General features: G+C 61.3%; 9 protein-coding genes and 1 tRNA gene. 8 read left to right on the top strand and 2 right to left on the bottom strand.

The genetic code is table 11. The features are described from left to right. Positions 1–1,036: 1,036 nt before the first annotated feature. Positions 1,037–3,964: a glycoside hydrolase family 3 protein gene (locus BW09_RS07220; RefSeq protein ID WP_140463812.1), complete on the bottom strand. Its 2,928-nt coding sequence runs from the start codon at positions 3,962–3,964 to the stop codon at positions 1,037–1,039. Between the two features lie 495 nt (positions 3,965–4,459). Here BW09_RS07220 and BW09_RS07215 point away from each other — a divergent pair, with 495 nt between their 5' ends. The 7 genes from BW09_RS07215 to BW09_RS07185 all read left to right on the top strand — a co-directional run bounded on the left by BW09_RS07215 (position 4,460) and on the right by BW09_RS07185 (position 12,834). Beyond that, positions 4,460–6,904, top strand: a complete 2,445-nt coding sequence (locus tag BW09_RS07215) for a serine/threonine-protein kinase (protein ID WP_140463824.1) — start codon at positions 4,460–4,462, stop codon at positions 6,902–6,904. 205 nt (positions 6,905–7,109) lie between these two features. Then, positions 7,110–8,060 (top strand): thioredoxin domain-containing protein, encoded by a 951-nt coding sequence (locus BW09_RS07210; RefSeq protein ID WP_140463810.1) that lies wholly within the window; start codon positions 7,110–7,112, stop codon positions 8,058–8,060. 131 nt (positions 8,061–8,191) lie between these two features. Then, positions 8,192–8,265: transfer RNA gene (locus BW09_RS07205), tRNA-Thr, on the top strand. A 371-nt stretch (positions 8,266–8,636) separates the two neighbouring features. Then, positions 8,637–10,109, top strand: a complete 1,473-nt coding sequence (locus BW09_RS07200; RefSeq protein ID WP_140463808.1) for a G5 domain-containing protein — start codon at positions 8,637–8,639, stop codon at positions 10,107–10,109. A gap of 21 nt (positions 10,110–10,130) precedes the next feature. Then, positions 10,131–11,132, top strand: a complete 1,002-nt coding sequence (rsmA, locus tag BW09_RS07195) for a 16S rRNA (adenine(1518)-N(6)/adenine(1519)-N(6))-dimethyltransferase RsmA (RefSeq protein ID WP_044089276.1) — start codon at positions 10,131–10,133, stop codon at positions 11,130–11,132. A gap of 118 nt (positions 11,133–11,250) precedes the next feature. Next, positions 11,251–12,159, top strand: coding sequence for a 4-(cytidine 5'-diphospho)-2-C-methyl-D-erythritol kinase (locus tag BW09_RS07190; protein WP_044089305.1), 909 nt, complete (start codon positions 11,251–11,253; stop codon positions 12,157–12,159). Between the two features lie 45 nt (positions 12,160–12,204). Beyond that, complete coding sequence (locus BW09_RS07185) at positions 12,205–12,834, top strand: LytR C-terminal domain-containing protein (protein WP_044089275.1); 630 nt, start codon at positions 12,205–12,207, stop codon at positions 12,832–12,834. 431 nt (positions 12,835–13,265) lie between these two features. Here BW09_RS07185 and BW09_RS07180 read toward each other — a convergent pair whose 3' ends face one another. After that, complete coding sequence (locus tag BW09_RS07180) at positions 13,266–14,684, bottom strand: CCA tRNA nucleotidyltransferase (RefSeq protein ID WP_140463806.1); 1,419 nt, start codon at positions 14,682–14,684, stop codon at positions 13,266–13,268. Positions 14,685–15,223: 539 nt separating this feature from the next. Between BW09_RS07180 and BW09_RS11290 the strand changes: the two genes are divergently transcribed. Then, the gene (locus tag BW09_RS11290) at positions 15,224–16,174 is read left to right on the top strand and encodes an NUDIX hydrolase (RefSeq protein WP_181161801.1); all 951 of its coding nucleotides are present in this window, start codon (positions 15,224–15,226) and stop codon (positions 16,172–16,174) included. Positions 16,175–16,241 lie beyond the last annotated feature (67 nt).

The following is a 16,241-nucleotide window of genomic DNA, read 5'->3' as shown; positions in this document are numbered from 1 at the left end:
TGTCCCGAATCAACCAACCAAGGACCCACCAGGAAAACCCCGACAGGCTCGGAACAGACTGGCAATCAAAAAACGACTCTAAAAAGTAGTACAAACACGCTCTTGAGTTCTCAAACCACCACCACACACAAACCGATCCGGAAACCAACCATCAGGAGGAAACCCGAACCGCTCAGCGGCAGCGAGTAGATAACTTACACGAACACAAGAACAAACGCAAACCGGCATGCGAGAACCATGCCCAAATCGTTGAAACGACGGCGTTACACCGGCGTGTCGAAAACAACGTCCCCGACCCCCGACACCGCCAATATACCGCCGCAAACAACCGAAAACCACCCAACAACCGCTCCCCACCGGCGTGTTCCCCAACAATTCACCCACACGCAAACCCGCCAACAACCAGCGCGACAACAACCAGCGCACCAAACGATTCATGCCACCATCCCCCAGAACCCTCCTTGCGGCAAACCCCCGCACAAGGAACCATAAGTTCGCGCAATCACACAGCACCCGCGAACATACGGTCCCTTACAGAGCCAAAACAGGCTGCAAGTACGCGGCACCCTCGCCATAACGCGAACAAACAGCCCCACGCAAAGCCAAAACAGACCACAAGCCCGCGGCACCCTCGCCAAAACGCGAACACACTGCTTCCCGAAGAACCAAAATAATTGAGTGATTCAGCTTTTTCTCTCCCCCAGTCAGCTCCGCTGACAGCCCCCTCATCAGAGGGAGCCGATACCACTCAAACAATTGCGAGACGGACCACTTGCGTCGCATATACGAAACGGCTCGCCCGAAGATGGGGCGAGCCGTTTCGTTATAGAGTCATCCAGTTGCAGCCAGAGGCCCGTTGGAGTACCCCATCGGGAGGAGTCACACGGATAGCGATGACTACCCCTCAGTCAGCGTCCCTGCCAGCTCCGCTGACAAGGGGAGCCAAAGTCCACGACGGACAACCGGAACACTCCGCCAGCCGTCTGGCTCCCCTGGCTGGGGGAGCCAGACGCGGCTTCGTCGATTCCGCAGCCGCTCAGACCTCAGCCGGAGCGTCGGCAGCCGGGGCTGCGATCGAGACGGTAGCCTGCTTGCGGCGCTTGAGGTACTTCTGGATGGTCAGGAACTCAAGACCGATCACAAGCACGGCGACCACGCCCCAAGTCACGTACATGGCGATCCTCCACATCGGTGTGTCGACCTCAGGCTCGCCGTTCTCGTACTGCCAGCCGTTGGCCACCGTGTAGAGGATGTTGTGGGCGGCAGTACGCATCGCCTTGACGGAGGTGGCGGACTTGTCGGTCACGTGGTTGGTGGTCACAGTGGTTGCAAGCATGGAATCGTTGCCGTTACGAATCTCCTGATCGGCATCCTGGTAGCCACGGCCACGGAAATAGTCGGTCAGTACGAAGCCCTGGAAGCCCCATTCGTTGCGCAGCACGGTGTTGAGCAGGTTATCGGAAGCAGCGGCATAAGTCGGGCCCACGTAATTGAACGCGCTCATCACAGCCTGAGCACCGCCCTCCTTGACGCTCATCTCGAACGGACGCAGGTAGGTTTCGCGCATGGCCTGCTCACTGACCCAGGTGGTCAGGGTCATCGTACGGTTAGTCTCCTGTTCGTTCAGGGCGAAGTGCTTCATGAAGGAGTACACACCCTGTTCGCGAGCGCCGGCAATCTGCTGGGCGGCCATCACGCCGGAGAGCAGGGAATCCTCGGAGAAGTACTCGAAGGTGCGGCCAGCGTAAGCGTTGCGGTGCAGGTTCATGGCCGGAGCATACCAGCCGGCCACATGCATATCGTGTGCCATCTGACCGATCATCTCGCCGAACTGCTTGGAGAGGGTGCGGTTCCACGTGCACGCGAATGCGGTGGAGGCCGGGAAGCCGATGGAGCCCACGCCAGTGAAGTTGTTGTTCAGGGAAGCCGGGCCGTCGGCGTCGGTCACTTGAATCTTACCCACGGAGGTCACGGCCGGGGTGCCGTAGCCGCCGTTAGCAATCAGGGAGTCCATGTCGTCGAAAGTCAGTTGATCGAGCAGCTGGTCCCACTGCGGATCATCATAGTCCTTGCCGTACAGGTCAGAGAGCTTCACGCCGTTCTTGGCACCGGTGGTCGGCATCTCATCGGAGTCATCGTTGTGCTCGGCAGGATCGTAATTGCCGTTATTGGTGTACTCGGACTTGATCTTGTCGGACATACTAAAGTCGCTCGGCGCCGCTGTAGCCTCCTCGTAGTTGGCAAAATGGTCGGCACGGGAGAGGTAGGTCACATCACCTTCAGCATTCTGGAACTGGTTGGTGGCCACAATCTTGTCGCCATCGTGGGTGTTGTCCTCAGTGTCATACGTGATGGTCTTCGGCACGTTCACGGTGACGGAGTCAATCACCGTGTGCGAGTCGGACTGCAACGAAATCTCGTAATCGCCCTGCTCCAGCACCCACGCCTTGGCGTCACGCTCGTCGTAGGAGGCCATATCGTCGTCATCAAACTCGATGGAGACGGTCTGAGACTCGCCCGGCTCCAGCAAGTCAGTCTTCTCAAATGCAGCCAGGTTCACAGACGCCTTTTCGATGCCGCCGTTGGTGTACGGCGGGTTGTAGTAGGTCTCCACCACATCCTTGCCGGCCACGTCACCGGTGTTCGTCACGGTCACGTCGAACGAGACCTTGCCGTCCGCGTAGGTCACGTCGCCCATCTTCTGGTCGAACGTGGTGTAGGACAGGCCGTAACCGAACGGGTACTGGATCAATTCGTCATAGTTAATCAGTCCTTCATCGGCAGCGGTTTCGTAGAACTTGTAACCCACGTAGATGCCTTCGGAGTAGTTCACGAAGGTCGGGGAAACGTGCAGCTTGCTACCAGTACGGTCATCAATCACCTCAACGGCCAAGTCATCTACATTGTCGTATGCGAAGTCGCCGAAGTTGTTGGTGGACGGATTCTTGTCGAGATTCTTCAGGAAGGTGTCGGAAGTCTTGCCGGACGGGTTCACATCACCGGCAAGCACTTCGCCGAGGGCGGAGAAGCCGGTCTGACCAGCGGGCGGGCACCACAGCACGGACTGAATCTGCGGGTAATTGTCTAGGAAGTCGAGCTGGAAGGTATTGGCTCCGTTGTAGACCAGCGTTACCTTATCAAAGTTCTTGGTGACCAGATCGAGCATATTGCGTTCGGTCTGGCTCAGCTGCAGGAATCCTTCGCCGTCCTTGAAATCCTCGTAATCTTTGGAGTTGTTCTCGTAGGTGATGCCTTCGGCCTTCATGTTCATCGGCAGATCGGCGCCCTCACCGCCGACGCGGGTGATGACCACCACAGCTTCATCGGAGAAGGATTTGGCATCGGCGATCAGGGAATCGGAATACTGATCGACCGGCACTTCCGGCAGGGTCCAGTCCTGAGCCCACATGCCGACCTCCGGGCGGTCAGTACGATAGTCCGTGTACAGCTTGGTCAGGTCGGCGTTGGTCTCAATGCCAGCTTCCTTCATACCGTCCAGCAGGGATACGGTCGGGTACTGATCGGACATGGAACCGGAGCCAGTGCCACCGTAGACCGGGCTGGTGGAGCCCCAGCCGAACACGTTGACCTTCTTGTTTTTCAACGGCAAGTTGTCGTTGTCATTCTTCAGCATGGTGATGGCTTCAGCCTGCACATCCTTGGCAAGTTTGTTTGCTGCGGCAACGGTGTCGTCGGACAGCATGTACTTGGTGATGGTGGCGTTGTTCAGCAGCGTGGCGAGTGGGCCGGAAAGCATCATGGACACAGCCACGACGATGCTCACAAGAGCCACGAGCCAGGACTCAGAATGAATGAGCTTGCGGTTGGCCACAGCCTTGACCGTCTTGTTGTTGACGGCAACGGTGATGATAATGGCCAGTACCAACAGGATGCCTACGGCCACCAGATAAGGGATCACCGAATTGATGACGCCCATAACGTCGGCCATGTTGATTTGCAGCATGGTTCTCCTCCTTGATTCTTACCTATTCGCGGCATCGCCTCGATACCGTTATCGAAGCGTTTCGCGGATCGACCAGGCACTGCCCTTGCGCCAGTGTCGTCCGCCGGGATGCCTGCATCGCTCGCCATTGGGTCGCTGCACAGGCACTCGTAATATGCCGATGACTGTAGCATCGCAGATTCGCGGAGGCGGCGAACGCCGCTGCACCCATCCTGTCATTTCGCGCGCATAATCTGTTACCACATTCGCCATTCGCGCGACGCATCACATGCGCAAACGGCGCTTCTCATTACGTGAACGGCGTATCCGTCCGCCGCACAGGGACAGCTGCGCCTTACCCCGCACTCCACCATGTAGGGAAGTGCCCACCGTGTAGGGAGTAAAATTTTACCTTCCGCGGAATAAAGCCATTTTGCATCCCTACACCGTGGGCCTTTCCCTACACCGTGCGGATATCCCTACATCATGGGCCATTCCGCCGCCCGCCCAACTAGGATGGGTGGTATGAGCGATCTGACGGCGTTGAATCTCGAACCGGGCGAAGTGGTGGGGGGCTACACCTTGGTCTCCCGGCTTGGCTCGGGTGCCATGGGCTCGGTCTGGCGCGTGCGCGACGACGGCGGCACGAATTACGCGATGAAGATCCTGCGCGATTCACTGGTCGATGATTCCACGACGCCCGCCGCATCCGAAGCCGCCGCCAACGGCTACACCTCCGGCAGCGGCGCATTCGCACAACCCGCACGACCTGTGCAACCTGCACACGACCCGAATCTCAAAGCCGATGTGACTCCGCGAGAGCGTCTCCGCCGCGAGGCCATGGCACTGAAGAAAGTCAATCACCCCGGCGTCTGCGGCATCGTGGACATGGAGCTCGACGATTCGCTGGCGTTCATCGTGACCGAACTCATCGAAGGCAAGAACCTCAGGGACGACGTGGCCGCCAACGGCCGCTACATCGGTGATGATCTGGAACGTCTGGCCCGCAAGCTCATCGACGCCACCAAGGCCGTGCATGCGGCAGGTATCATCCACCGTGACATCAAACCCACCAACGTGATGGTGTCGGTCACCGGCCCGGTGCTGGTGGATTTCGGCATCGCGATGGGCGAGGGCGAAAGCCATGTGACGCGCACCGGCCTGGTCATGGGCACGCCGGGATTCATCGCGCCGGAAATCATCGAAGGCGCCGAGGCCGACGAGATGACCGACTGGTGGTCGGTGGCGTCCGTGCTCGCCTTCGCCGCCACCGGCACGCCGGTGTTCGGTACCAAGCCGATGATGGCAGTCCTGGAACGCGCCGCCTCGGGCAACGCCAATCTGACCGGTCTGCCGGCCGGCACATTGGCGGCATTCCGCGCCGCGCTCGATCCCGACCGCTCCAAACGCTGCACACCGGACCAGTTGTTGCACGCCATCGCTTTGGATGCAATGAATCCTTATGCCTGGCAAGACGCCCAAGCCAGCCCCTTCGGCTCCAGCGCATTCGGTACCAGCACAACCGGCTCGGCTGGCGCCGGCGCAGGGGCACCCAAAAAAGCCACCGAGGTGATGCCCCCTTTTGGTGCTGAACCGGACGAGGACAATCCGCGCACCTTGTGGCGCGTATCCGACACGCTGCCGACCTCGTCACTGCCGACGTCCCTGCTGTCAGCCGAGGACGCCCCGACCATCGCCTCGTCAATTCCGCTGATTCCCGATAATGCGGCAGGGACAGTCGCCACCGCGATACTTCCCGCAATCAGCGCTGATGCGGTCGAACCCACCAAGGCACTGCCGGGTGAATCCAATGAAGCTGACGAAGCGACGATAGCCACCACGCGAACGCGCCTGTTGCCCAGTGCCGCGTCCACTGAGGTATTGCCGCCGGCATTGCCTCCCACTGCAGCATTGCCGCCCACTGCAGCGCTACCGCCCGTGATGCCTCCTACATTGCCGCCGTCGCTACCACCGACGTCCACACGGACACCAACACCAACGCCGCCCGCGGCAGTCCCCCCTGCATTCGACCCTGCGGTTCGCCCAGCCATGCAGCGCGTAATCGACCAGACCGCCCAGGCTGTACCCACGGAAGCGCTCATGCAGCGCACGCCCGCGCCCAATCCCGCCGACATACGCCGTGGTGCGTACCTGCAACGCGGCACGCTGCCGTTGTTCCTGCTTGCGATCCCTTTGTCGGCACTATCGGCGAGCTTCCCGATTATCGGCGCTGCGGCGGCGGTCGTCATGCTGTGGCTGCTGCTGGTGCTGTCATACAACGAGGAGGCGCAGCTGGAGCGCGAGGGCCGGCGGGGCGGCGAGCGCAAAGGCTCGGATGCGCTGATCCGTACGGCTACGCTGCCTTGGCATCTGGTCAAGGGACTGTTGTTCACGATACCGCGCGCGATATTGCTGCTGATCATCGACATCGTCGGTGTCGCCGTGGCCAGCGTGGCATTGGCGCTGCCGGTGAACACCATTCCCTGGTATGTCACGGCGGGTTGGGGCTTCGGTTTGCCGTTGCTGAGCGATGTGCCGTTCTCCCCGTCCGGTATGGCATTGGCGGGATTCATGGCGGTGGGCTGGCTGGTCACCGTGTTCGGGCCGCAGGCGATGATGATGCGACTGGGTGCCGGGGTGCTGCGCGGTTTGAAACCGCAGCAGATCGACGCCATCAATGCGGCCATCGCCGATGCCTCCGGTACTAGGCCAGCGACGGCCGCTGGTGCCCCCAGCCCGACGGCACCAGCTCCAACGGCACCAGCCCCGACCACCCCAGGCCCGAGCAGGCTGAATGGCTTCAATCCGCTCAATGGCGCGGCATCGCCGATGCAACCGGTGTCGCCGCCCGCGCGAGGGCATCGCGGCACTGTGATGTTCACCATATGGCTGATACTGTCGCTGGCCTGTGCCGGCATACCGCTGATCGGCATACCAATCAGCTGGTTTCCGTTGATCTGATTGGCTTCCTCGGCCCTAGGCAGCCGCAGCATCACGGCATCATTCACTGCAGCATGTCCGGCCAGCGGCTCCCCGAGCCCGGGTTTTCACATGGAATTCATCTCAGATCAGCTCTCAGCACAGTCGTACTCAGCGCCCATCATTATGATGGAGCCCAGCTATCTAGCGAATCTCACAGTATGTGAACGAATGCGAAGGGGTTTTCATGGCTGATTCCAAGCGTCAGGTCAAGCGCGTCACCCGTGCGGAGCGTCGCGCCGCCGAAGAGGCAGCGCAGAAGGCGCGCGCCGAGCAGGCCGCCAAGGAGCGCAAGCAGCAGACCATCATCGGCATCATCGTCGTGGCGATTGTCGTGGCGCTAGTGGCCGTGATCGGCGTGGTCATCTACCGCAATGTCACCAAGACCTCGGCCAGCGCGGAAGAGGCCTACAGCAAGATGCAGTCCGCGGCCACCAAACCGGCCAAGGCGGACGACAAGGGCGGCTTCCTGATGTCCAAGGACGGCTACGGCAAGAAGGTGGACAAGGCGCCGACCGTGGCCATCTACATGGAACCGCTATGCCCGGGCTGCGCTTCGGTGAACCGCAACCTCGACCCCACACTGGTGAAGATGATGAACGCCGGCCAGCTCAACCTCGAGCTGCACTTCCTGAACTTCCAGGACAACAAGAGCTCGGACAACTATTCGAACCGCGCCTTCAACGGTGCCATCTACATCGCCGAGCATGACGACGATCCGAACCATCTGGTCGATTACCTCGCCAACATCTACGCCGACGGATTCCAGCCCGGCGAGCTGACCGAGTACGTCTCGGTCAAGGATTCCCAGCTTCAGGAGCAGGCCATCAAGGCCGGGGTGAGCGAGGACGTGGCCAAGGCAGCATTCAGCGGCAAGAACGAGTACTGGGATTGGTTGAACGCCTCCAACGACTACACCGTCTCCCGCCAAGAGCTGTTCAACTCCTCCGGCTCCTTCTCCTCCCCCACGCTCACCATCAACAACAACTACTGGAGCCTGAACAACATCACGCTGGCAAACACCACGATGGTGGACGGCTTCCTGAAGGCCATCGGCCTGACCTCCGATCAGGTGGGCGTGGAGGGCGACATGCCGTCCATCGGCGCCGATGGCAAGCCCATCGATATCACCGCCTGATATTTTGCCCGCGTTCCGTCTGCGCACTGCCCGTGTCCTGTCCCGACACGGGCAGTGCGCATTCCCGGAGTGCTGGTATGCTAGTCACTTGTTCAAAACGTTGCATCCGCGATGTTGCGTTTTCGGGACACGCCTCTTTAGCTCAGATGGCCAGAGCGGCCGCCTTGTAAGCGGCAGGTCGTCGGTTCGATCCCGACAAGAGGCTCGTTGCGCGAGAAAAAAGCGTATCATAGTAACAGGGATGCGCGGTTGCTCCCGCGTATAAGAGATCTTGCTTGTGTAAGTTCTCCAGGAGCCTTCCCCCAACTTATGGCTTCCTGGACTAGGGGCGGAGCGTCCCCCAACCTGCTCCGTGCCCTCATAGGGGGCGGGAAATCCCCTTCTCTCCCGCCCCCTTTTTCTTTACTTCATAACCCAACCCTCGCCACTCCTGACCACTCCGCCCCGCTCTCCGGCCGCGTCAGAGCCGCACATCCGGGCAGGAATGGTAACGGTGGCTGGGGAACGCACTAGCCGTACCAGACCAGCCGTTACGATGGTGGGCGTATGTATCCGGCGATCAGGAAGAGATAAGACATGGCTCGGCGTTGGACCCCGCAGCGGTTTGTTACACTGCGTCGCATCCGCGTAATGGCTTGTGTGGTGACACTTACAGCGGCGATGATGGGCGCTTTCGCCTTTACCGCACGCAAATCGGTGGCCTTGAACGTGAACGGCACCACCACGCAAGTCACTACCTACGCCATGACCACCGCCCGCCTGCTCGAGGAACAGGGCATCGACGTCAAATCCCATGACATCGTCGAAACCTCATCGGGCGACCATCTCGCCGACCACGCCGTGGTAACCGTGCGCTCGGCCTACCAGACCACCATCAGCATCGACGGCACATCGGTGCCGTTCTGGACCGTGGCCACCAGCGCCGACCAGCTGCTGGGCTTCTTCCAGGAGAACAACGCGCAAGCGGCCAAGATCACCGTCGACATCAATAACGTCTACAACCAACTCACCGGCGGCATGGTCATCAACCAGGAAGGCCCGGTCACCGTCATCGCGGACGGCAAAAGCTCGGTGGCGCCGAATGGCAAGCTGCCTGCGGCCTCCATCCTCGATTCCAAAGGCATCGTGCTGGGCAAGGAAGACCGGGTCAGCGTGGAGAAGGACGGTGACCAGACGATACTGCGCGTCCGCCGCGTGACCCACGGCGAGGAGACCCGCACCGCTTCGATCCCGTTCGACACACAGACCATCATCGACCCCAATCTCGAGGAGGGCAAGACCGAGGTCCGTCAGCAAGGGCAGAACGGCGAGAAAACACAGGTGTTCAGCGTCACCTATGTGGACGGTGTGGCCGAATCCGAAACGTTGAAGTCCGAAACCGTGACCAAGATGGCAGTCGATCAGATCATCGCCGTGGGCCAGGCGAAGCCGAAAACCGACGGCGATGGGTCAGGTTCCGATGATTCCAAGGACTCCGATTCCGCCGATTCGGATACCAAGGCCGATTCCGGTTCCAATGATTCCGGCAAGAATGATTCCTCCGGCAACGACTCGGGTAACAATTCCGGTAACTCGGGCGGTAACTCAGGATCGAATAATTCGGGGAACTCAGGCAACTCCGGAAACGATTCCTCGAACAACGGCAGCAACTCCGGAAATTCCGGTAACTCGGGCAATTCGGGCGGCAACAGCGGCACTACCACCCCTACCGACCCGGCGCCTTCCGGTCGCCTCTGGCATCCAACGGTGGCTCAGGCGCAAGCCTATGCCGCCGGTGCCGCGGCACAGCGCGGCTGGACAGGCACCGACTGGGATGCGTTGGTGAAGCTGTGGAACCGTGAGTCAGGATGGTCCTGGTCCGCAGAGAACAAACGGTCCGGCGCATACGGCATCCCACAGTCGCTGCCCGCCGACAAAATGGCCATGTTCGGCGCGAATTACCGTGACGATGGCGCCGTACAGATCGATTGGGGACTGTTCTATATCGCGCAAAGCTATGGCAGTCCATCCAAGGCATGGCAGCATTCGGAAGAAGTCGGCTGGTACTAAGGACCGCAAGGAAAACACGTTATGACTGACAACACCATCACTACCGGCACGCAATCCGGTCAAACGACCGGCCATCTGCTGGGCGCGGCCGACATCCGTCGCATCGCTGACGAGGCCGGCGTGAGCCCCACCAAGAAATTCGGTCAGAATTTCGTCATCGACCCAGGTACGGTACGCCGTATCGTCCGGGAGGCCGGCGTGACCGCCTCCGATCATGTGATGGAGGTCGGCCCGGGTCTGGGTTCGCTCACACTGGCGATTCTGGAGACCGGCGCTTCGATGACCGCCGTGGAGATCGACCCGCCGTTGGCTGAACGTCTGCCCGAAACGGTCGCCGAATTCATGCCTGAGGCGTCCGACCGGTTGCGCGTGGTCAATCGCGACGCACTGACCGTGACCCCCGAGAATGTGCCGGATTTCAACGGAGACACGGGTTTCACCCTGGTGGCCAACCTGCCGTATAACGTAGCCACGCCGATTCTGCTGACGCTGCTGGAGCGATTCGACAACCTCACCTCGTTCCTGGTCATGGTGCAAAAAGAGGTGGCCGACCGGCTCGCCGCCAAACCCGGTTCCAAGATCTATGGCACCCCCAGCGTGAAGCTCGCATGGTATGGTACGGCCGAGCGTGTGGGCACCATCGGCCGCAATGTGTTCTGGCCAGCACCGAACGTGGATTCCGCTTTGGTGAAATTCACCCGGTTCGCCGCCGACGACCCGGTCAATCCCGCCACCGGCGAGCATGCCGCGAACCGCGAGACCGTGTTCCAGCTGATTGACGCAGCATTCGGACAACGGCGCAAAACCCTGCATGCGGCCCTGAAACATCTGGTGCCCGCCGAAGCGTTTGCGCAGGCCGGCATCGACCCGACCCGTCGCGGTGAAACACTGACCATCTCCGAATTCTCCGCGCTGGCGTCCGCGTTGACGGCGACCTCAGCCACGGCGACCTCACCAACCACAGCAGCCTCCACGGAGGGCGATACCGGCGCCGACGACCCGACCGAAAGCAAGGTGGCATGATATGAGCACCGCCACTCTCGAACGTATCCACTCGGCGCATGACGAGCACCCTGAACACCTAGAGCACCTCACCGAACACTCCGGACATCCCACGCAGGGCGATCACCGCGAAATCCCGATGCGCAGCGGCACGCCGCTGCCGTTCACGATCCGCGTGGATTGCCCGGCCAAAACCAACCTCACCCTTGCCGTCGGTGAGCCGCATGCGGAATGGGGCGGACGGCATGCCCTAGATACCATCTACTGTGCTGTAGGCGTGTATGACACGGTCACCGCGACAGCCAAAGCTCCCGGCAGCGGATTCTCCCTTGATCTGGAAGGAGCGCATCTGGGCGACCTGGCGTCGTCGACCAGCGACATGCGCCGCAATCATGCGGTATTGGCCCTGTTCGCCATGGCCGAGGCCGCAGGCCGCGATCCGGATGTGGCGTTGACCATCACCAAGCGCATTCCTGTCGGTGCCGGCCTGGGCGGTGGGTCAGCGGATGCCGCAGCCACCATCCTGGCCATCAATCGCCTCTGGAACCTCGACTGGCCTATCGATCGCTTGCGCGCCATCGCCGCCACACTGGGCGCGGACATGCCGTTCTGCCTGACCGGCGGTCTGGCGCACGGCACAGGCTTCGGCGAGCAGATCGAAGACATCACGGCCGAAAGCGCCGCAGCCCGCGAACTCGAATCGCAGGGATTCTGCGGCGACGTACTGGTCGGGGCGTACCAATCGCAGCTCAGCACGCCCGAGGTCTATCACGCGTTCGACATCATGGGAGCCGCAGACGGCGACCGCAACCATCTCCAGGCCGCGGCCATCAGCCTGCATCCTCGCAGCGGGCGCGCCATCAGCGCGGCTCTGGCAGCCGGAGCGCGTCATGCGTTCATTTCCGGCTCCGGCCCGTCGGTGGTGGCGTTCGTGCCGGACGACGCCTCTGCGCAACGAGTCATCGACGCATGGGTGCGTGAGGATGCGGCCGATCGAATCATCCGGGCCAAAGCCCCTGTGATGCCGATAATCGGCGTCACCCAGTGACGCTAAGGTAGCAACAAGCCATTCGTAAGTGAAGGAAGTCCCACGATGCCGCAACAGATTGACGAACGTCAGGCCCGCAAGCGCTATGTGCGCCACCGTCAAACCGTCGTATTCTCCATCACCGGCGTGATTGTGGCGGCCACCTTGGTGGTTGCGCTGCTGTTCAATTTCCACGTGGGCGGACTGGGACTGGTAGCCACGCCGCTCGCCGAACCGAACTTTGGCAATCCGGCCCCCTGTGCAGTGAAGAATGACAGCGGCAAGGCCACGTATGTGCCCAACGGTTCCGTCAATGTGCGCGTGCTCAACGGCACATCCCATGTGCAGTTCGCCTCGGCGGTGAGCAAGGCGTTGGCCAAGCGCGGATTCGCCATGCAGGAGGCAGGCAACTTCTCCTCCACCAGCGTGGAACGCACTACGGTGTACTTCGGCAAGAACGCCATCAATCAGGCGTATACGGTGGCCGGCAACTTCACTGACGCCACGATGGTGATGATCCAGCGCGACGATCAGCTCGTCGATGTGGTGCTCGGCGCCACGTTCAGCGATTTGAACGACGAGAAACAATCCCCGCAGCAAGGCAAGGAAATCACCGACATCCAAGGCTGCCAGGCCGCCGATAAGATGACCGACCTCCCCGCCGACGTCAAGCCCGCCAACACGGATCAGCAGTAGCAGCTATGCCTTGGCTCTCTCTGATGGGACGTGTAGGTTCTCCTAGTGGAACAGTTTGTGGCTCCCTCTGATGAGGGAGCTCCCGGCGACAGCCGGGTGAGGGAGAGAAGCCCGCAGGCACGAGCCTGCGGCATCAACGCAGTCGCCAGTCTCTCCCCCAGTCAGCTACGCTGACAGCCCCCTCATCAGAGAGGGCCGAAATACCGCCGCTGTTTGCTTCACGGCAACGTCCCGTCAGAGGGGGCCTATGACAGTACAATGTTGGCTCCCTCTGATGAGGGAGCTCCCGGCGCAGCCGGGTGAGGGAGAGAAACATACAGTCGTCCCGGTCTCTCCCCCAGTCAGCTACGCTGACAGCCCCCTCATCAGAGAGGGCCTGCAATCACGGACGCGCTACGCGCGCAGTTGACAGGCACGTCCATCCAGGGAGTTTATTGCTGTATTTCGGCGTACCAGCGCTTGAGCTCGGCCACGGCCACGTCATGTTCGACCGGACCGTTGTCAAGGCGGTATTCGAGCATGTGCTTGTAGGCGCGGCCGATCATCGGTCCGGGCTCGAGGCCGAGCAAGGCCATAATCTCGTTGCCGTCCACATCGGGGCGGATCGCGTCGAAGTCTTCCTTCTTCTTGAGCTCGCGCACGCGCTCTTCCATCTCATCCATCGCATGCGCGAAGATCTGCGCCTTGCGCTTGTTCTGCGTGGTGGCATCCGCGCGCGTCAGGCGGTTGAGGCGCTCATACAGATGTCCGGCGTCCTTGACATAGCGTCGCACCGCGGAATCGGTCCACGGCTCATCCACATACCCGTGGAAGCGCAGATGCAGGTTCACCAGTTCGGAGACGTCCTCCACCAGATGATGGTCGAAACGCAACGCCTTGAGCCGCTTGCGGGTCATCTTGGCCCCCACCGCATCATGGTGGTGGAAGCTCACTTTGCCGCCGGGCTCGAACTTGCGGGTCTTCGGCTTGCCGATGTCATGCATGACGGCGGCCAGACGCAGCGTCAGATCGGGAGCAGGCACCGGGCCGTCCGGGCCGGTCTCCAACGCAATCGCGCGCTCCAGCACCATCATCGTGTGCTCGAACACATCCTTATGACGGTGATGTTCGTCGATCTGCAGCTGCAACGCCGGAATCTCCGGGAATACGATGTCCGCCAGACCGGAATCCACCAGCGCCTCAAGACCCGCGCGCGGACGGTCAGAGAGCAGCAGCTTGGTCAGCTCGTCACGCACGCGCTCGGCGGAGACGATGCCGATGCGGTCGCGCATCGAAGTGATCGCCTCGGCCGCGTCCGGCGCGATGGAGAAGCCCAGCTGGGCCACGAACCGCACCGCGCGCATCATGCGCAGCGGATCGTCGTCGAATGACTGCCGGGGATCGACCGGCGTGCGCAACACCCCTTTGGCCAGATCGTTGGCACCGCCGAACGGGTCGACGAATTCCAGATCGGGCACGCGCAGCGCCATCGCATTGACGGTGAAATCACGACGGGACAGGTCGCCCTCAAGAGTGTCGCCATAGTTGACTTCCGGCTTGCGTGAATCCGGATCGTAGGTGTCCGAACGGTAGGTGGTCACCTCGACCTTGACTTCGGTGCCATCAGCCCGCCTGCGCATGGCACCCAGCGTGCCGAATTTGCGGCCCATATCCCAGAAGCCGTCATGTCCCCAACGGCGCAGAATCGGCTCGAACTGCTCGGGCCGCGCCGAAGAGCAGAAGTCGAGGTCGTGGCTGCGCCGGTGCAGCAGCAGGTCCCTGACTGGACCGCCGACCAGTGCCAGCTCATAGCCCTGCTCCTTGAACAGTCGACCAAGTTCGATCGCCTCGGGCCACACTTCAAAATCCAATGGGCACCTTCCCCTATGTGACATTTTTCTGCCCTCCCAGCATACCGTTACCCCACCTGCACACGGGATTGAGTATGGTGGAAAGCATGATTACGCCCGCCGACCTTGCCCAGATGCTTGGGCAAACACCCAGTGATGCGGGCAACCATACCCAAGACCAACTGCTGTATTCCTCGCAGACTCCGCAGAATTCCGCCGATTTGGACGGTATTGAGGCAGATAGACAACGTGCCGAACGCGCCGATTCGGATGCCGATGCATCCGATGATGACGGCCGCGCTCCAATCAGTCCGGCGATGATTGCCGCGATTATCCACCGGGCTGCGACCGCGAATGCCGATCAGTCGAACACCGGTGATGGTCAGGATGATCAGACTGTGGACTCCAGTGGTTCACATACCGCACGCGCATCGCATATGGCGACGGATGTCCGCCAACCTCAGTCCGCCGCGGCCGCACCGCGCCCGGTTCCGCCGCCGAAGCCGCAGCCGAAACCACATCCGCTGCCGGTGGATCGCAAACCGGAATCAAGGTCTGCAATGCCTACTCCCGCCATGGTGTTCGGCATGCGGGCCACAGTGACCATCGCCACGGCGAATGGGACGATAGTCGGCCAGACCGAAGGCATCGCCGCCGAAGCCGAGACCGTGGCTGACGATGCTGCAGCTGCCTTGTCAGCAGTCGGGGACACAACCGTAGCCGGGGACACGGTTGAGGCTGCGGCAACGCCTACTGCCGCATCAGATGCGACTGACGCAGCGGACAGGACAACAGCGCCACGTGGACCTAAGACGCCGGCGTCCGCCCCGCTTTCGGCGGCGGCCGCCATGCGTGCCATCGCAGCAGCGACTTTGGGCAAAGTCGGATCGAATCGCACGAACCATACCGCGACCGTCGCACCTGCCGCACCGGCACCGGCTGCAGCGCCTGCAACTGAACTGGCGGCATCAACCGTCGCCGTTGCCAGTTCAGGCCCGACGCCGGCCATCATGCCGCAACGCCGTACATCGGAAGGCCCCACCACATTCGCGTCCTTGGATGCGCAGGAGCTGCCGGTGGTGCGTGAATATTCGGCAGGCGGACTGATTTTCGACGACCAGAATCGCGTGGCGATCATCGCCCGCCATTCGCGTTCCGGACATCTGGAATGGTGTCTGCCCAAGGGGCATATCGAAAAAGGCGAGACTCCGCAGCAGACCGCCGTACGCGAAGTGCATGAGGAGACCGGCATTCTGGGCGAGGTCATCGATTCGATAGCCACCATCGATTACTGGTTCACCGGCACCACCCAGCGCGTGCACAAGCTGGTGCACCATTTCGCGTTGCGTCAGACCGGCGGCGAACTGACGGTGGAAGGCGATCCGGATCACGAGGCGGAGGACGCCATCTGGGTGCGCTTCGATGATCTGGATGATGTATTGAGCTACCCGAACGAGCGGAAAATCGCGTGGCTGTATGCCAAGAAGAAGAACAGGCAGGCAAACGAGTGAACCTACCCGCAATGCAACGCCGTACGCATCACGGCGGACGATGTGCACGTGCCCTCGCTGCTCTCAT

This window comes from Bifidobacterium sp. UTCIF-1 (assembly GCF_006408915.1).
In the GTDB taxonomy this organism is placed as follows: domain Bacteria; phylum Actinomycetota; class Actinomycetes; order Actinomycetales; family Bifidobacteriaceae; genus Bifidobacterium; species Bifidobacterium reuteri.
Note: the sequence above shows the minus strand (reverse complement) of the source record. Positions and strands in the feature narration are given on the sequence as shown.